Source organism: Ectopseudomonas oleovorans (genome assembly GCF_029845265.1).
Lineage (GTDB): Bacteria > Pseudomonadota > Gammaproteobacteria > Pseudomonadales > Pseudomonadaceae > Aquipseudomonas > Aquipseudomonas oleovorans.
Genome location: NZ_JAOCLK010000015.1, coordinates 1 through 17,302 on the forward strand (window position 1 = coordinate 1; position 17,302 = coordinate 17,302).

The window sequence follows — 17,302 nt, forward strand, 5'->3', positions numbered from 1 at the left end:
CCGAAGGTCACACTTTCGTCTTCGGTGCCCGGCGCGCCCGGTACCACCGGTGCCTGACGGCGCAGTACGGCCTTGATCCGCGCCAGCAGTTCGCGCGGGTTGAAGGGCTTGGCCAGGTAATCGTCGGCGCCCAGCTCCAGCCCCTGGATGCGGCTGCCTTCGTCACCCTTGGCGGTGAGCATGATGATCGGCATTTGATTGCCGGCCTCACGCAGGCGGCGGCAGGCGGACAGGCCGTCTTCACCCGGCAGCATCAGGTCGAGCACCACCAGATTGAACAGCTCGCGGGCCAGCAGACGATCCATCTGCTCGACGTTTTCCACCGCGCGCACGCGATAGCCCTGCTCATCGAAGAAGCGCTCGAGCAAGCGGCGCAAACGGGCGTCGTCATCGACGATGAGGATCTTCTCGCCTTCGGCGACAGGGGCAGCGGACTGGGTCATGGCGTCTCCTTGGACAGCCGTACTGTGGACGGCAAGTGGCGGCATTATCGCTCAGGCGCATGGGTGGGCGCTCTAGCCATTGTTAGCAGATTTTTCCCCAACGGTTCGCAGCGCTCGCGAATGCGGTGTTTATAATGCGCCGCTTTCGTCTCTGGCCAGCATCTTTGCGGCCGCCCTGTCGCTTCAGTGGGTAGCTTTATTTATGGACAGTATCAACAACCGCATCGCCGATGAACTGGGCGTGCGCCCGCAGCAAGTCGCCGCCGCCGTGGCCCTGCTCGACGAAGGCTCCACCGTGCCCTTCATCGCCCGTTACCGTAAAGAGGTGACCGGCAGCCTCGACGACACCCAGTTGCGCCACCTGGAAGAGCGCCTGCGCTACCTGCGCGAGCTGGACGAACGCCGCGTGGCGATCCTCGCCAGCATCGAGGAGCAGGGTAAGCTCACCCCCGAACTCAAGCGAGAGATCGACCTGGCCGACACCAAGACGCGCCTCGAAGACCTCTACCTGCCGTACAAGCAAAAGCGCCGTACCAAGGGCCAGATCGCCCTGGAAGCCGGCCTTGGCGAGCTGGCCGATGCGCTGTTCAACGATCCGAATCTCGCACCGGAACAGGAAGCCGAGCGCTTCATCGACGCCGACAAAGGCTTCGCCGACGTCAAGGCCGTGCTCGAAGGTGCCAAGTACATTCTCATGGAGCGCTTCGCCGAAGACGCCGCGCTGCTCGACAAGCTACGCAGCTTCCTCAAGGACAACGCCACCCTCAGCGCCCGCCTGGTGCCGGGCAAGGAAAACGAAGGCGCCAAGTTCAGCGATTACTTCGAGCATGACGAGCCGCTCAAGGGCGTGCCGTCGCACCGTGCGCTGGCGATCTTCCGCGGGCGTAACGAAGGCATTCTCAGCGCCAGCCTGAAGGTCGGCGAAGAGCTGCCCGGCGCCATGCATCCGTGCGAGTTGATGATCGGCGAGCGCTTCGGCATCAGCGCACAAGGCCGTGCCGCCGACAAGTGGCTGGCCGAGGTGGTGCGCTGGACCTGGAAGGTCAAGCTGTACAACCACCTGGAAACCGACCTGCTCGGCGAGCTGCGCGAGAAGGCCGAGGACGAGGCGATTGCCGTGTTCGCCCGCAACCTGCACGACCTGCTGCTGGCCGCCCCGGCCGGCCCGCGTGCCACCCTGGCGCTCGACCCGGGCCTGCGCACCGGCTGCAAGGTGGCCGTGGTCGATGCCACCGGCAAGGTGCTGGAAACCGCCACCGTCTACCCGCACGCGCCGCGCAACGACTGGGACGGCACCCTGGCCATCCTCGCCAAGCTCTGCGCCAAGCACGGCGTCGACCTGATCTCCATCGGCAACGGCACCGCCAGCCGCGAGACCGACAAGCTGGCCGCCGAGCTGATCAAGAAGGTGCCGGGCTTGAAGCTGACCAAGGTAATGGTCTCCGAGGCCGGCGCCTCGGTGTACTCGGCCTCGGAGCTGGCCGCCCGCGAATTCCCCGATCTCGACGTCTCCCTGCGCGGCGCGGTGTCCATCGCCCGTCGCCTGCAGGACCCGCTGGCCGAGCTGGTGAAAATCGACCCGAAATCCATCGGCGTCGGCCAGTACCAGCACGATGTGTCGCAGCTCAAGCTGGCGCGCAGCCTGGACGCCGTGGTCGAGGACTGCGTGAACGCCGTCGGCGTGGACGTCAACACCGCCTCTGCCGCCCTGCTGGCACGCATCTCCGGGCTGAATGCGACCCTGGCGCAGAATATCGTCGCCCACCGCGACCAGAACGGTGCGTTCAAGACCCGCGCCGAGCTGAAGAAGGTGCCGCGCCTGGGCGAGAAGACCTTCGAACAGGCCGCTGGCTTCCTCCGCGTGATGAACGGTGACAACCCGCTGGACGCCTCGGCGGTGCACCCGGAAACCTACCCACTGGTCGAGCGCATCGCCCAGGACACCGGCCGCGATATCCGCTCGCTGATCGGCGACTCGAGCTTCCTCAAGCGCCTCGATCCGGCCAAGTTCACCGACGAGCGCTTCGGCCTGGTCACCGTCGGCGACATCCTCAAGGAACTGGACAAACCCGGCCGCGACCCGCGCCCGGAGTTCAAGACCGCCGAGTTCCAGGAAGGCGTGGAAACGCTGAACGACCTCAAGCTGGGCATGGTGCTCGAAGGCGTGGTGACCAACGTCACCAACTTCGGCGCTTTCGTCGACATCGGCGTGCATCAGGACGGCCTGGTGCACATCAGCGCGCTGTCGGAGAAATTCGTCAAGGATCCGCACGAGGCGGTCAAGGCCGGCGACGTGGTCAAGGTCAAGGTGATGGAGGTGGATATCCCGCGTAACCGCATCGCCCTGTCCATGCGCATGGGCGACACCCCCGGCGAGAAAGTCGAGGGCGCTCGCGGCGGTCAGCGTGGCAACGGCAACCGTGGCGGCAACACACCGCGCAGCGAGCGCCATTCCAGCCAGGACAAACCGGCACCCGCCACCGGCGGCATGGCCGCCCTGTTCGCCAACGCCAAGCAGTTGAAGAAATGAACATGACCGACAACACCGACAACGTAGGCGCCAGCAGCGCCTTTTCCCGCCTGCTCGGCCTGGAGATCCTCCAGGTCGGCGGCGGTGAGGCGCGCGTGCGCCTGACCCTCACCGACGAGCTGCGCAACCTGCACGGCAAGCTGCACGGCGGCGCGCTGTTCTCGCTGATCGACACCGCCATGGGTCAGGCCAGCCACAGCCTGGGCGATGGCGGCCCCAGCAGCGTGACCCTGGAGTGCAAGATCAACTACATCCGCCCGGTCTCCGAGGGCAGCGTGCTGTGCCACGCCAAGGTACTGCACGCAGGTCGCCGCACCCAGGTGGTGGAAGCCGAAGTGCTGCAGGGCGACAAGCTGATCGCCAAGGCACAAGGCACCTTCGCCTGCGTGTAATCGGCACCCCGCTCGCTGATCTAATCTGGGTAAGCGTTCGCCCCCTTGCAGAGTGCGGGGGCGATCCCCATATTATGGCGACTGCCCAGTTAGGAATTGCATCTTGAGCGACCTTCTCTCCCGCCGCCTGGCCCAGCTCGGCGAGCCGGCCAACCTGTCCCTGCTGGGCGAGTGTCTGCATGGCATCGAGCGCGAATGCCTGCGCGTCACTCGCGACGGCCAGCTGGCCCTGACTCCGCACCCGCAGGCACTAGGCTCGGCGCTGACCCATGCGCAGATCACCACCGACTATTCCGAGTCGCTGCTGGAGTTCATCACCGGCACCGCCAATGATCCGGCCGCCACCCTCGCCGAACTGGACAGCATCCACCGCTTCGCCTACGACAAGCTCAATGGCGAACTGCTGTGGAGCACGTCGATGCCCTGCCAGTTGCCGGACGAAGAGACCATTCCCATCGCCCGCTACGGCAGCTCCAATATCGGTCGCCTCAAGTACGTGTACCGCAAGGGTCTGGCGCTGCGCTACGGCAAGACCATGCAGTGCATCGCCGGCATCCACTACAACTTCTCCCTGCCGGAAAAACTCTGGCAACTGCAGCAACAGAGCGAAGGCAGCGAGCAGAGCGCGCGCGACTACCAGTCGGCACGCTACATCGCGCTGATCCGCAATTTCCGCCGCTACAGCTGGCTGCTGATGTACCTGTTCGGCGCCTCGCCGGCGCTGGACAAGGGCTTCATGCGCGGCCGCCCGCACCAGTTGCAGGAGCTGGACGCCGACACCCTGTACCTGCCGTACGCCACCAGCCTGCGCATGAGCGACCTGGGCTACCAGAGCAATGCGCAGTCTGGCCTGACCCCCTGCTACAACGATCTGGCCAGCTACACCGACAGCCTGCGCCTGGCCGTCGGCACGCCCTATCCGGACTATGTCGAGGCGGGCACCAAGCGTGGCGACGAGTGGCTACAACTGAACACCAACATTCTGCAGATCGAGAACGAGTACTACTCGAGCATCCGCCCGAAACGCGTGACCCGCAGCGGTGAGCGACCGATCCAGGCCCTGATGAGCCGTGGCGTGCAGTACGTGGAAGTACGCTGCCTGGACATCAACCCCTTCCTGCCGCTGGGTATCGACCTGGCGCAGGCGCGCTTCATCGACGCCTTCCTGCTGTTCTGCGCACTGGAAGACAGCCCGCTGCTGGGCAATGGCGAGTGCAGCAGTTGCACCGACAACTTCCTCAAGGTGGTCAAGGAAGGTCGCCGTCCCGGTCTGCACCTGGACAAGGGCAGTCAGCAGGTGGAACTCAAGGTCTGGGCCAGCGAGTTGCTCGAACGCATCCTGCCGCTGGCCGAGCTGCTCGACCGCCACCAGGGTAGCGCCGCACACGTCGAGGCACTGGCGCAACAGCAGGCCAAGGTCGCCGACGTGGCGCTGACCCCATCGGCGCAGGTGCTGGCGATACTCCGTCAGGGGCAGAGCTTCACCGACTTCGCCCTGCAGCAGAGCCTGCGCCATGCCGAGTATTTCCGTGGCCAAGCACTCCCAGCCGAACAGCAACAGGCCTTCGAACAGGCGGCCAGGGACTCGCTGGCGGCACAGGCAGAGCTGGAAGCACAGCCCGAGGGCGATTTCGATGCCTTCGTCGCGGCGTATCAGGCCAGCATTCTGGCGTTGGCCGTGTAAGGCGACGAAGCGTCGACTGCGTCACAAAGCCAACCAGCGGAGCAAAAGCCAGGATGGGCGGCCACTCCCACGGCCGCCCTGCAAGCTAGCATTGCCGGGTAAAGGACGATAGATGAGCAGCGCCCATGGCCGAAGAAGCCACGCCGCAATGGAGCCTGGAGAGCCTGACCAAGGCCTACCAACAAGGCTATATGGCCGGCCTCACCGGCCAGCCGAGAACCCGCCAGCCCTACCCTGACGAAACCCCTGCTGCGGCCTGGGAGGCCGGCTGGGACGATGGCTTCGAACAGATGCGCCTACAGCAGCACAGTGCCTGAGTCCTGAACGCATCGTGGGAGGGGCGTTAGCCGCGAGCGGTGAACCCGTCGCGGCTAAAGAGAGGTAGCCCGGATGAAATCCGGGGGTATTCTGCCTCACGCTCGCGGATTGCGGTCTCCTGCATCGCTCCAGTGTAGGAGCGACTTCAGCCGCGAAGCTCGCGGATAAATCCGCTCATACAGTTCGCTGCGATTCATACCCCTCGCTTACAACGTCTTCTCGAATACCTTCGAGTTGCGCTGGTAGTTGTACAGCGACGCCCGCGCGGCCGGCATGCGCTCGACACTGCTCGGCTCGAAACCGCGCTCGCGGAACCAGTGCGCGGTACGCGTGGTGAGCACAAACAGGGTCTTGATCCCCTGCGCCCGCGCCCTGGCCTCGATCCGCTCGAGCAATGCGTCGCCGCGACCGCCGTGACGGTATTCGGGATTGACCGCCAGACAGGCCAACTCACCGCAGTCGGAATCGGCGATGGGATAGAGCGCCGCACAGGCGATGATCAGCCCTTCGCGCTCAACGATGCTGAACTGCTCGATCTCGCGCTCCAGCACCTCACGCGAACGACGCACCAGAATGCCCTGCTCTTCCAGCGGGCTGATCAGCTCAATCAGGCCACCCACATCCTCGATGGTCGCCTCGCGCAGTGATTCGAACTGCTCCTGCGCCACCAGCGTACCGTTGCCAGTGCGGGTGAACAGCTCGCTGAGCAGTGCGCCATCGGTGGCGTAGCTGACGATATGGCTGCGTTTGACGCCGCCCCGACAGGCCTCGGCAGCGGCGTCGAGCAGCTCGCCCTGATAGTTGCTGCCCAGCCGTGCCAGGTGCGCGGGCACCTGCTGCGGACGCAGTTCGCGCACCAGCTTGCCCTGCTCGTCGAGCAGGCCATCCTCGGCGCCGAACAACAGCAGCTTGTCTGCGCCCAGGTCGATGGCAGCGCGGGTGGCGACATCCTCGCAGGCCAGGTTGAAGATTTCCCCGGTGGGCGAATAGCCCAGCGGCGACAGCAGTACGATGCTGCGCTCGTCGAGCTGGCGATTGATGCCCTTGCGGTCAATGCGCCGCACTTCGCCAGTATGGTGGTAATCGACCCCGTCGAGCACGCCGATCGGCCTGGCAGTGACGAAGTTGCCGCTGGTCAGGCGCAGGCGCGAACCCTGCATCGGCGAGGCGGCCATGTCCATCGACAGACGCGCCTCGATGGCGATGCGCAGTTGGCCAACAGCATCGATCACGCACTCCAGGGTCGGTGCATCGGTGATGCGCAGGTCGCGATGATAGTGCGGGGTTAGGCCGCGGGCAGCGAGGCGCGCCTCGATCTGCGGGCGCGAGCCGTGCACCAGCACCAGACGCACGCCGAGGCTGTGCAGCAGCACCAGGTCGTGGACGATATTGGCGAAATTCGGATGGGCAACGCCCTCGCCCGGCAACATGACCACGAAGGTGCAGTCACGATGAGCGTTGATGTAGGGCGAGGCGTGGCGTAGCCAGTTGACGTAGTCGTGCATGAGCAATCCATTAACGTAGAGACTAAGACGGCATGGCCGTCATGTTCGGTTAGAGAGTCGCTCTCATCGTCGCTGCACGTCTTCGCTCCGGGTCAGGCAATAGTGTTGAATCAATTGGCGCAACAGCGCCATGGTAGGTTCGATGCGGGCCAGTTCCAGGTGCTCCCCGGGTTGGTGCGCACAATCGATATCGCCGGGGCCGAGCACCAGCGTCTCGCAGCCAAGCTGCTGAAGATAAGGCGCTTCGGTACCGAATGCCACTGCCTGGGCCGTGTGCCCGGTCAGACGCTCGGCCAGACGCACCAGTTCGGCATCGGCGCGCTGCTCGAAGGGTGGCACTTCCGGGAACAGCGAGCCGTAATCGATACGCACCTGATGCTTGAGCGCCAGCGGCTGCAACTTGCCACGAATCGCCTCACGCAGCTGCTCCGGGTCCATGCCCGGCAACGGGCGCAGGTCGAACTCCAGCGCGCATTGGCCACAGATGCGGTTGGGGTTGTCGCCACCGTGGATGCAGCCGAGGTTCAGTGTCGGTTCTGGCACGCTGAATTGCGGGTTGTTGAACTCACGCTGCCATTGCGCACGCAGGCCGCGCAGCTCACCCATGACATCCTGCATGGCCTCCAGCGCACTGTGGCCAAGAGCCGGATTGGAGGAATGGCCACTTTGCCCAAGAATATCGATGCGCTCCATCATCACGCCCTTGTGCAGGCGTATGGGCTTGAGGCCTGTCGGCTCGCCAATCACTGCAGCCCGGCCAAGCGGTCGGCCGGCAGCGGCCAAGGCACGGGCGCCGGCCATCGAGCTTTCTTCGTCACAGGTGGCGAGAATCAGCAGCGGCTGCTGGAAGGGCTGATCGAGCAGCGGCCGTACGGCTTCGATGGCCAGGGCGAAAAAACCCTTCATGTCGCAACTGCCCAGCCCCACCCAGCGGTCGCCCACTTCGCTCAGCTTGAGCGGATCGGTCTGCCACAGGGCCGCATCGAAGGGCACGGTATCGCTGTGCCCAGCCAGCACCAGACCACCAGGGCCGGAGCCATAACTGGCGAGCAGGTTGAACTTGCCGGGGGCGATCTGCTGGGTTTCGCAGGTGAAGCCCAGATCACCGAGCCAGGCAGCGAGCAGCTCGATGACCGGCGCGTTGCTCTGGTCCCAATTGGGCTGGGTGCAGCTCACCGAGGGCGCGGCGATCAGCGCGGCGAACTGCTCTCGGAAGGACGGCAAGGGCATCGGCGCTCTCCTGGGTCGGAGCTCCATAATAGGAGCATCCAACCTCAGGGGAAACCGTCAGGCCGGGATCAAACCCCGCCGAACAGCGAGCGCAGAATGAAGAAGAAGATGATCGACAGGATCGCACCAGCCGGCAGGGTGATGATCCAGGACAGGAAGATCTTGCCGATCATGCCCAGGTTCAGCGCACCGATGCCGCGCGCCAGGCCGACCCCAAGAATGGCGCCGACCAGGGTGTGGGTGGTTGATACCGGCAGGCCGAGACCCGAGGCACTGACCACGGTGGTGGCGGCAGCCAGTTCGGCGGCGAAGCCGCGGCTGGGGGTCAGCTCGGTGATTTCCTTGCCGATGGTGGCGATCACCTTGTAGCCGTAGGTGGCCAGACCGACCACGATACCCAGCGCACCGAGCAGCAGGATCCAGCCCGGCACCAGCGACTTAGCGCCAGCGGCCATCTCGCCACCGCTCTGAATCACGCCGACGATGGCGGCCAGCGGCCCAACGGCGTTGGCCACGTCGTTGGAGCCGTGGGCGAAGGCCATGGAGCAGGCGGTGAAGATCATCAGGATGGCGAACACCTTCTCCACGCTGGAGAAGTGGAAGGCCTTGTCGGCTTCGGCGTCGACATGAATGCGGCTGAGCAGCGCGATACCGATCAGCATGACCAACACACCGATGCCGATCGAGAGCAGGAAGCCTTCGGTGCTGGAAAGTTTCAGGCCGACATGCTTGAGGCCCTTGGTCATGGTCATCAGCGAAATCATGAAACCGGTGATGAACATGTACAGCGGCACATAACGCTTGGCGTTCATGAACGGATTGTCGGTATCGATGATCAGCTTCTGCACGCTGACGAACAGGCAGAAAGAGATGATCCCGGCCAGCATCGGCGTAACCACCCAGCTGGCGACGATGGGGCCGACGCCGCTCCAGTGCACCGCATCCATCGACACGCCGACCGCGGCGAAACCGATCACCGCACCGACGATGGTATGCGTGGTCGAAACCGGCCAGCCGCGGGTCGAGGCGACCAGCAGCCAGGTGCCGGCAGCCAGCAATGCCGACATCATGCCCAGCACCATGAGGTTGGGGCTTATCAGGTTGGCATCGACGATGCCGTTCTTGATGGTTTCGGTTACCTCACCACCGGCCAGATAGGCGCCGGCGAATTCGAAGACCATGGCGATGATGATCGCCTGCTTGATGGTCAGTGCACGCGAGCCAACGGATGTACCCATAGCATTGGCTACATCGTTGGCTCCAACACCCCAGGCCATGAAAAAACCGAAAAGGCAGGCAAGAACGAGCAGAACCAGCCCGTAGTCCGCAATCAGAGACATAAATTAGTTTCCGTAGATCCCAGAAAGGACACTGGCGCTTAGCGCGCCAGCAGTTGTTCCAGTCGGTTGCCCACTCGTTGGGCACGGTCGGCGACGTCGCCGATCCAGTCGATGATCTGATAGAGGAACATCACATCGACCGGGGGAAGGTCCTTCTCCAGCTTGAACAGGTTGCGGCGTACCTCGATCTGCAGGCGATCGGTGTCGTTTTCGATCGACCCGAGCTCCTCGATCAGGGTTTCCACCAGCACCGCTTCACGGCCGGCGAAACCGGTCTCGAGCAGCTCGTCCAATTCGTTCATCGCCTTCAGCGCCTGGGCGCTGGCGTCCACACTGCGCTGCACGTAGGTACGCATCAGCGGCTGCAGCGGCTGCGGAATGGCCATCTGCCGACCGAGCATCAGGCCGGCGATGTCCTTGGCACGGTTGGCGACTTTGTCCTGTACACTGAGCAGCTCCAGCAGGTCCGAACGCGGCACCGGCAGGAACAGGCTCTTGGGCAGGTGCAGGCGCACGCTTTTCTTCAGCTTGTCGGCCTCGTGCTCCAGCCGGGACATCTCCTGTTGTACCTGTTCTACCTTGGCCCAGTCTTCGACCATTACGGCCTCGAAGAAAGGCACCAGGTTCGCCGCGCACTCATGGGCCTTGGCGATATGCTGTTGCATGGGGCCGATGGGTGAGCGGCCGAACAGGCTGACAAAGGGATTGATAGGCATAGGGTAAGCCCCTGTTTTGAGAAGGTCGCAAGTATAGGGATCGGCTTCGTCATTCGCCAGCGCGCGTCATCGGTCTGTCACATTTTCATAATAAGGCTACATAGCTCCCCATCATGGTCAAAGAAACCGAAATCAAACTGCGTGCCAGTCGCGCCACCCTGGCCGCCCTGCGCGAGCACCCGCTGCTGAAGAAACGCAACAAGAGCGGCTGGCAACGCAGCGAGCTGTTCAATCAGTACTACGACACCCCGGACCGCGACCTGGCCCATGCCAAGGTCGCGCTGCGCCTGCGCCGCGACGGCGAGCAGTTCATTCAGACGCTGAAAAGTCGCGGGCAGAGCGTTGCCGGCCTGTCCGAGCGCAACGAGTGGGACTGGTACCTGAGCAAGGCCAAGCTCGACCTGAAAAAGCTCGACGACAGTTGCTGGCCGGCCAGCCTGGCCGAGCTGGACAAGAAAACCCTGCAACCGCTGTTCACCACTGATTTCGTCCGCGAGAAGGCCGAGATCGCCTGGGGTCGCGGCAAGGCCAAGGTGGTCATCGAAGCCGCGCTGGACCTGGGCAAGGTAATCGCCGGCGAAGGTGAAGAAGAGATCTGCGAACTGGAGCTGGAACTGCGCCAGGGCGAACCCGCCGCGCTGCTGGAGCTGGCCTGCGAACTGGCCGCCGAACTGCCGCTGATGCCCTGCGACATCAGCAAGGCCGAACGTGGCTATCGCCTGTTCGATGCCGGCAGTTACAGCCTGAGCCTGCCGCCCCCCGAGCTGAACGCCGAGATGAGCCTGGACGACGCCTTTGCCGCCCTCGCCTGGCATCTGCTCGGCGCCAGCCAGCGCCTGGCCGAGCAATATCGCTGGAACGGCCACTGGAGTCTGTTGCAGCAATGGCTGGAGCAACTGATCGATCTGCGCGCCCTGCTTGCCAGCCTCGGCCAGGCCGCACCGCGCGCCAGCTCACGCGAACTGCGCGAAGCCCTCGACGCCCTGCTCGACGACTGGCGCCCGCGTCTGGCAGCCGGGCAGCACGACGACAGCATGCGCCGTAATGCGCCGGCACTGTTCGCCGCTGAGCTGGATGGCTGCCGTTGGGGCCTGCTGTCGCTGAAGCTGTCGCACTGGTTGCTGCAACGCAGCTGGACGCAAGCACGCAACAGCCGTGGCGATCGCCAGGGCAACGCGGCACTGGGTAACTGGCTGCCAACCCTGCTGGGCGAAGAAGGCACGGCCCTGCAGCTGCGCCGCTATCAGCAGCAGCCAGAGGATCTGGCCGAGCAGATGCCACGCCTGGAGCGCCTGCTGGTCTGGCTGCGCCTGGCGCGCGGCGTGCTGGAAGTGCCGGAGACTGACCGCCTGTATGGCGAGCTGAACAAGCTGTATGGCCTGGCACAGCAAGATCTGGATGACGAGCAACGGCAACTGCGGGCAACTCAGACGCAGATCGTCAGCAGCCTCAAGGGGTGGAAGGCGCTGGTGAAATAGCGGCTGAGCCTCACAACCTTCGCGGCTGAAGCCGCTCCTACAGATCGCGGTACTGCCCCGATCAGTGACACCATGAAAAACGGGCCCCGCGGGGCCCGTTCTGCTTTCAGCCAGAAGCTCAGTTGCTGCCAGGATTGCGACGGCTGTCGATGACCTGCTGCCAGGACGGATTGGCGGTCTCGTCCATGGCCTGCTGCATGGCCTTCTTGCGTTTTTCCTCGGCGCGATGGGCGAAGAACCAGGCCAGGAAGGTGGCGAACGACACCGCCAGCAGGATCAGGCTGGCCACCGCGTTGATCTCCGGTTTGACCCCCAGGCGCACGGCGGAGAAGATCTCCATCGGCAGGGTGGTCGAACCCGGACCGGAGACGAAGCTGGCCAGCACCAGGTCGTCCAGCGACAGGGCGAAGGACATCATCGCGCCCGCTGCCAGCGACGGCGCGATCATCGGCACGGTGATCAGGAAGAACACCTTCCACGGCCGCGCGCCCAGATCCATGGCCGCCTCTTCGATGGACATGTCCAGCTCACGCAGACGCGACGACACCACCACGGCCACATAGGCCGAGCAGAAGGTGGTGTGGGCGATCCAGATGGTGGTCATGCCGCGCTGCATCGGCCAGCCGATCAGTTGCGCCATCAGCACGAACAGCAGCAGCAGAGACAGACCGGTGATCACTTCCGGCATCACCAGCGGCGCGGTAACCAGGCCACCGAACAGCGTGCGTCCCTTGAAGTGGGTGATGCGAGTCAGCACGAAGGCCGCCAGGGTGCCCAGCGCCACCGCCGCGATGGCGGTGTAGCAGGCGATTTCCAGCGAGCGCATCACCGAGTTCATCAGCTGGGTGTTGTCCAGCAGGCCGACGTACCACTTCACCGACCAGCCGCCCCACACCGTTACCAGCCGCGAGGCGTTGAACGAGTAGATGACCAGGATGACCATGGGCAGGTAGATGAATGCCAGCCCCGCCCAGAGCATGATGCTGGAGAAACTGAAACGCTTCATGGGCGGCCCTCCAGCTCTTTGGCCACGCTTCTGGTTAAAAAGCCGGTTGAACAGGATGACGGGCTCATTGCGATTAGCTCAGTCATGGCCGGCCCTCCAGCTCTTTCGCCTGGTTACGGTTGAACAGGATGATCGGCACGATCAGGATCGCCAGCATCACCACCGCCAGGGCGGACGCCACCGGCCAGTCGCGGTTGTTGAAGAACTCCTGCCACAGCACCTTGCCGATCATCAGGGTCTCCGGGCCGCCGAGCAGTTCGGGGATGACGAACTCACCCACCACCGGGATGAACACCAGCATGGAGCCGGCGATGATGCCGTTCTTCGACAGCGGCACGGTGATCCGCCAGAAGTTGTTGAAGTTGCTCGAACCCAGGTCGGAGGCAGCTTCCAGCAGGCTGAGATCGTGCTTCACCAGGTTGGCGTAGAGCGGCAGGATCATAAACGGCAGGTACGAATAAACCACACCGATGTATACCGCGGTGTTGGTGTTGAGGATCTGCAGCGGCGTGTCGATCAGGCCGATACCCATCAGCAGGCTGTTGAGCAGGCCGTTGTTGCCGAGAATGCCCATCCAGGCATAGACGCGGATCAGGATCGCGGTCCAGGTCGGCATCATGATCAGCAGCAGCAGAACGGTCTGGCGTTCCTTCGGCGCGCGGGCGATGGCATAGGCCATCGGATAGCCGATCACCAGACACAGCAGCGTGCTGAAGAAGGCGATCTGCAGCGAGCCCAGATAGGCCGACAGGTACAGGGCATCTTCGCTGAGGAAGATGTAGTTGCCGAAGTTCAGCAGCAGCGTCAGCTTGTTGTCCGCCCACTGGTAGATTTCCGTGTAGGGCGGAATCGCCACATCGGCCTCGGCGAAGCTGATCTTCAGCACGATGACGAAGGGCAACAGGAAGAACAGGAACAGCCAGAGGAAGGGTATGCCGATCACGGCATGCCGCCCACTGGGCAGATAGCGCGCCAGTTTGCTCGGTTTCATGATTGCAGTACCACGCCGCTGTCGTCTTCCCAGTACACCACCACCGGATCGTCCCAGGTCGGGCGCTTGCCGCGGCGCTCGGCGTTGGCGATGAAGCACTGCACGATCTGCCCGGAGGTGAGCTTGACGTGGTACACCGAGTGGCCACCGAGGTAGGCGATGTCGTGTACGTGGCCGCGGCTCCAGTTGTACTCGGGGTGCTCGTGGTCGGCCGGCAAGGCGGTGGCCATCAGCAGTTTTTCCGGGCGCAGGGCGTAGCTGACCTTCTTGTCCTCGGCACGGGTGCTGACGCCGTGGCCAATGTAGATCGGCTTGTCCAGGTGCGGACAATCGATGATCGCGTGGTCGGCCTCGTCGCTGACGATCTGACCGTCGAACAGGTTGACGTTGCCGATGAATTCACACACCAGGCGGCTGGTCGGGGTCTCGTAGATGTCCACCGGGCTGCCGGTCTGGGCGATCCAGCCCAGGTGCATGATGGCGATGCGCTGGGCCATGGTCATGGCCTCTTCCTGATCATGGGTGACCATCACGCAGGTCACGCCGACACGCTCGATGATCTCTACCAGCTCCAGCTGCATCTGCGAACGCAGCTTCTTGTCCAGCGCGCCCATTGGCTCGTCGAGCAGCAACAGCTTGGGACGCTTGGCCAGGGAGCGGGCCAGGGCCACACGCTGACGCTGACCGCCCGAGAGCTGGTGCGGCTTGCGCTTGGCGTACTGGGTCATGTGCACCAGCTTGAGCATCTCGGCCACGCGCTCTTCGATCTCGGCCTTGGGCAGCTTGTCCTGCTGCAGGCCGAAGGCGATGTTCTGCGCCACGGTCATGTGCGGGAACAGCGCGTAGGACTGGAACATCATGTTGATCGGCCGCTGGTAGGGCGGCATGTCGGTGATATCGACGCCATCGAGAATGATGCGCCCGGAGGTGGGCCGCTCGAAGCCGGCAAGCATGCGCAGCAGCGTGGATTTACCGGAGCCGGAGCCACCGAGCAGAGCAAAGATTTCGCCCTTGTTGATGGTCAACGAGACGTCGTCGACGGCCACGGTCTCGTCGAACTTCTTGGTCACCCGATCGATCTTGACCAGCACCTCTTTCGGTGTCTGATCCCCCTCGAGGGCTTTTTTGTAGGCGCTGGAGGCAACAGCCATTTAGGAAAACTCCCGGAAGATTGTGCCCGACCCCTGCGGCCGGGCAGGAACGATTACTGACCCGACTTGACCTTGGTCCAGGTGCGAGTCATCAGACGCTGAGCCTTGGGCGGCAGTTCGGCCATCACGTACAACTTGTCCAGCACGGCCTGCGGTGGATACACCGATTCGTCCTGACGAATGTCCTGATCCATGATCTCCCCTGCATTGATGTTGGGGTTGGCATAGCCGACATAGTCGCTGACCCCGGCGATCACCTTGGGATCGAGGAGGTAGTTGATGAAGGCATGGGCTTGCTCGACATTGCGGGCATCCTTGGGAATGGCCAGCATGTCGAACCACAGATTGGCGCCCTCCTTGGGAATCGCATAGGCGATTTCGATGCCCTTTCCGGCCTCCTCGGCGCGGTCGGCCGCCTGTAGAACGTCCCCCGAATAACCGAACGCCACGCAGATGTTGCCGTTGGCCAGATCGGAGATGTATTTCGAGGAGTGGAAGTAGCTCACGTAGGGACGCACTTCCATCAGCTTGGCTTCGGCCTTGGCGTAGTCATCGGCACTCTGGCTGTTCGGATCCAGACCCAGGTAGTTGAGCACCGAGGGAATCATCTCGTCGGCCGAATCCATGAAGGACACGCCACAGCTGGCGAGCTTCTTCATGTTCTCCGGTTCGAACAACACTGCCCACGAGTCGATCTTGTCGACGCCCAGCGCCGCCTTGACCTTCTCGACGTTGTAACCGATGCCGTTGGTACCCCACAGATAGGGTACGGCGTACTGGTTGCCCGGATCGTTGGCTTCGAGCTGCTTGAGGAGGGCTGGGTCGAGGTTGCTCCAGTTCGGCAGCTTGGTACGGTCCAGCGGCTGGAACGCGCCGGCCTTGATCTGCTTGCCGAGAAAATGATTGGACGGCACCACCACGTCATAACCGGTACGACCGGCGAGCAGCTTGCCTTCCAGCGTTTCATTGGAGTCGAAGACGTCGTAGACCGGCTTGATGCCAGTGGCCTGTTCGAAGTCGGCCAGCGTCTCTTCGCCGATATAGTCGCTCCAGTTGTAGATGTGCACCGTCTGCTGAGCCAGAGCGGCTCCACTCAAGGTAGCGGCTGCCAGGGCGATCAGAGTCTTGGGCAGGGTTACTCGCACAGTTTCATCCTCGCTTTGGTGCGCCGCTGAAAAAAGCGCGGCACTTTATAGGAAAACGCGTTGGGAATCAGCGACTGCCAGATCAAGCCGCACCGGCATCATCCAAGGCTCTCGGCCTGAACACGCGCACATCGATGGCCATCGTGGCCCTGTAAAGGGTCCATGAGAAACCTGGCGGGCGTGCCCGCCAGGTCGTACTGCTGCTGCGATCAGCGACCGGACTTGATCTTGGTCCAGCTGCGGGTCATGTTGCGCTGCACCGCCGGCGCCAGGTCCGGGAAGGTGTAGATCTTCTTCAGCACTTCCGGCGTCGGGTATACACCCGGGTCGTTACGCAGGGCTTCATCCACCAGCGGCGTGGCCGCGGCGTTGCCGTTGGGGAACTGCACGTAGTTGGTGATGCTGGCCATCACCGCCGGCTCCATCAGGTAGTTGAGGAACACGTGTGCAGCCTCGACGTTCTTGGCATCAGCCGGCACGGCCAGCATGTCGAAGAAGGAGCCGGCGCCTTCTTTCGGAATGTTGTAGCCGACTTCCACGCCGTTCTTCGCTTCCTCGGCACGCGCCTTGGATTGGTAGATATCACCCGAGTAGCCGATAGCGACGCAGATGTTGCCGTTGGCCAGGTCGGAGATGTACTTGGAGCTGTGGAAATAGGCCACCGAAGGACGAATGGAGAGGAACAGCTCCTCGGCTTTCTTCAGCTCTTCGGTATTGCTGCTGTCCGGAGCGTAGCCCAGGTAGTGCAGGGCGGCCGGCAGGATCTCGGTCGGCGAATCGAGGAAGGAAACGCCGCAGGACTTCAGCTTCTCCATGTTCTCGGGCTTGAACACCAGATCCCAGGAGTCGACCGGCGCGTCTTCGCCGAGCACGGCCTTGACCTTCTCGACGTTGTAGCCGATGCCGATGGTGCCCCACATGTAGGGGATCGAGTACTGGTTGCCCGGGTCGCTCGGGTCCAGCGCCTTGAGCAGATCCTTGTCCAGGTTCGACCAGTTCGGCAGCTTGGACTTGTCCAGTTTCTGGAACACGCCGGCCTTGATCTGCTTGGCCAGGAAGGGGTTGGAGGGCACGACGACATCGTAACCGGAGCTGCCGGCGAGCAACTTGGCTTCCAGCACTTCGTTGCTGTCGAAGACGTCGTAGACGACCTTGATGCCGGTTTCCTTCTCGAAATTGGCCAGGGTGTCTTCGGCGATGTAATCGCTCCAGTTGTAGACATGCAGCACCTTGCTGTCAGCCTGAGCAGCGCCTGCCACGGCTGCGGTCAGGGACAACGCGAGAAGGGTCTTGCCGAATGTTTTCATGCGTACAGCTCCTGTTGTTGTGTCGGTAGTCCAGAGGTCGCGCAAACCGTTCCAATCAGGACGGCT

At 63.3% G+C, this 17,302-nt stretch carries 15 protein-coding genes; 5 read left to right on the forward strand and 10 right to left on the reverse strand.

Annotation, left to right across the window (positions count from 1 at the left end; translation table 11 throughout):
• A partial coding sequence (locus tag N5J71_RS09890; RefSeq protein ID WP_279916780.1) for a response regulator occupies positions 1-443 on the reverse strand: 443 nt, incomplete at its 3' end.
• A 202-nt stretch (positions 444-645) separates the two neighbouring features.
• Between N5J71_RS09890 and N5J71_RS09895 the strand changes: the two genes are divergently transcribed.
• The 4 genes from N5J71_RS09895 (at position 646) to rmf (ending at position 5,366) form a co-directional block, all read left to right on the forward strand.
• The gene (locus N5J71_RS09895; RefSeq protein WP_279916781.1) at positions 646-2,973 is read left to right on the forward strand and encodes a Tex family protein; all 2,328 of its coding nucleotides are present in this window, start codon (positions 646-648) and stop codon (positions 2,971-2,973) included.
• Positions 2,970-3,365, forward strand: a complete 396-nt coding sequence (locus N5J71_RS09900; protein WP_092379401.1) for a PaaI family thioesterase — start codon at positions 2,970-2,972, stop codon at positions 3,363-3,365. Before N5J71_RS09895 ends, N5J71_RS09900 begins: the two co-directional genes overlap by 4 nt.
• Positions 3,366-3,468: 103 nt before the next feature.
• Complete coding sequence (gene gshA, locus N5J71_RS09905; protein ID WP_279916782.1) at positions 3,469-5,049, forward strand: glutamate--cysteine ligase; 1,581 nt, start codon at positions 3,469-3,471, stop codon at positions 5,047-5,049.
• Positions 5,050-5,174: 125 nt separating this feature from the next.
• Complete coding sequence (gene rmf / locus N5J71_RS09910) at positions 5,175-5,366, forward strand: ribosome modulation factor (protein WP_279916783.1); 192 nt, start codon at positions 5,175-5,177, stop codon at positions 5,364-5,366.
• A 207-nt stretch (positions 5,367-5,573) separates the two neighbouring features.
• Here the strand turns inward: rmf and argA are convergent, their stop codons facing one another.
• From argA to N5J71_RS09930, 4 genes are all read right to left on the reverse strand, one after another.
• Positions 5,574-6,872, reverse strand: a complete 1,299-nt coding sequence (gene argA / locus N5J71_RS09915; protein WP_279916785.1) for an amino-acid N-acetyltransferase — start codon at positions 6,870-6,872, stop codon at positions 5,574-5,576.
• Positions 6,873-6,935: 63 nt separating this feature from the next.
• Complete coding sequence (gene argE, locus N5J71_RS09920) at positions 6,936-8,102, reverse strand: acetylornithine deacetylase (RefSeq protein WP_279916786.1); 1,167 nt, start codon at positions 8,100-8,102, stop codon at positions 6,936-6,938.
• 68 nt (positions 8,103-8,170) lie between these two features.
• The gene (locus tag N5J71_RS09925) at positions 8,171-9,442 is read right to left on the reverse strand and encodes an inorganic phosphate transporter (RefSeq protein WP_279916787.1); all 1,272 of its coding nucleotides are present in this window, start codon (positions 9,440-9,442) and stop codon (positions 8,171-8,173) included.
• A 38-nt stretch (positions 9,443-9,480) separates the two neighbouring features.
• The gene (locus N5J71_RS09930; RefSeq protein WP_279916788.1) at positions 9,481-10,158 is read right to left on the reverse strand and encodes a TIGR00153 family protein; all 678 of its coding nucleotides are present in this window, start codon (positions 10,156-10,158) and stop codon (positions 9,481-9,483) included.
• Positions 10,159-10,271: 113 nt separating this feature from the next.
• Between N5J71_RS09930 and N5J71_RS09935 the strand changes: the two genes are divergently transcribed.
• Positions 10,272-11,636, forward strand: a complete 1,365-nt coding sequence (locus N5J71_RS09935) for a CYTH domain-containing protein (protein WP_279916789.1) — start codon at positions 10,272-10,274, stop codon at positions 11,634-11,636.
• Positions 11,637-11,754: 118 nt separating this feature from the next.
• Here the strand turns inward: N5J71_RS09935 and N5J71_RS09940 are convergent, their stop codons facing one another.
• The 5 genes from N5J71_RS09940 to N5J71_RS09960 all read right to left on the reverse strand — a co-directional run bounded on the left by N5J71_RS09940 (position 11,755) and on the right by N5J71_RS09960 (position 17,236).
• Positions 11,755-12,642, reverse strand: a complete 888-nt coding sequence (locus tag N5J71_RS09940; RefSeq protein WP_024306476.1) for an ABC transporter permease subunit — start codon at positions 12,640-12,642, stop codon at positions 11,755-11,757.
• A gap of 82 nt (positions 12,643-12,724) precedes the next feature.
• On the reverse strand, positions 12,725-13,633 hold the full coding sequence (locus tag N5J71_RS09945; protein WP_424960564.1) for an ABC transporter permease subunit: 909 nt from the start codon (positions 13,631-13,633) through the stop codon (positions 12,725-12,727).
• Complete coding sequence (potA, locus tag N5J71_RS09950; protein ID WP_147809435.1) at positions 13,630-14,784, reverse strand: polyamine ABC transporter ATP-binding protein; 1,155 nt, start codon at positions 14,782-14,784, stop codon at positions 13,630-13,632. Before potA ends, N5J71_RS09945 begins: the two co-directional genes overlap by 4 nt.
• Before the next feature lie 53 nt (positions 14,785-14,837).
• The gene (locus N5J71_RS09955; protein ID WP_371821443.1) at positions 14,838-15,917 is read right to left on the reverse strand and encodes a polyamine ABC transporter substrate-binding protein; all 1,080 of its coding nucleotides are present in this window, start codon (positions 15,915-15,917) and stop codon (positions 14,838-14,840) included.
• Positions 15,918-16,138: 221 nt separating this feature from the next.
• Entirely contained in the window at positions 16,139-17,236 is a 1,098-nt protein-coding gene (locus N5J71_RS09960; RefSeq protein WP_279916790.1) for a polyamine ABC transporter substrate-binding protein, read from the reverse strand.
• Positions 17,237-17,302 lie beyond the last annotated feature (66 nt).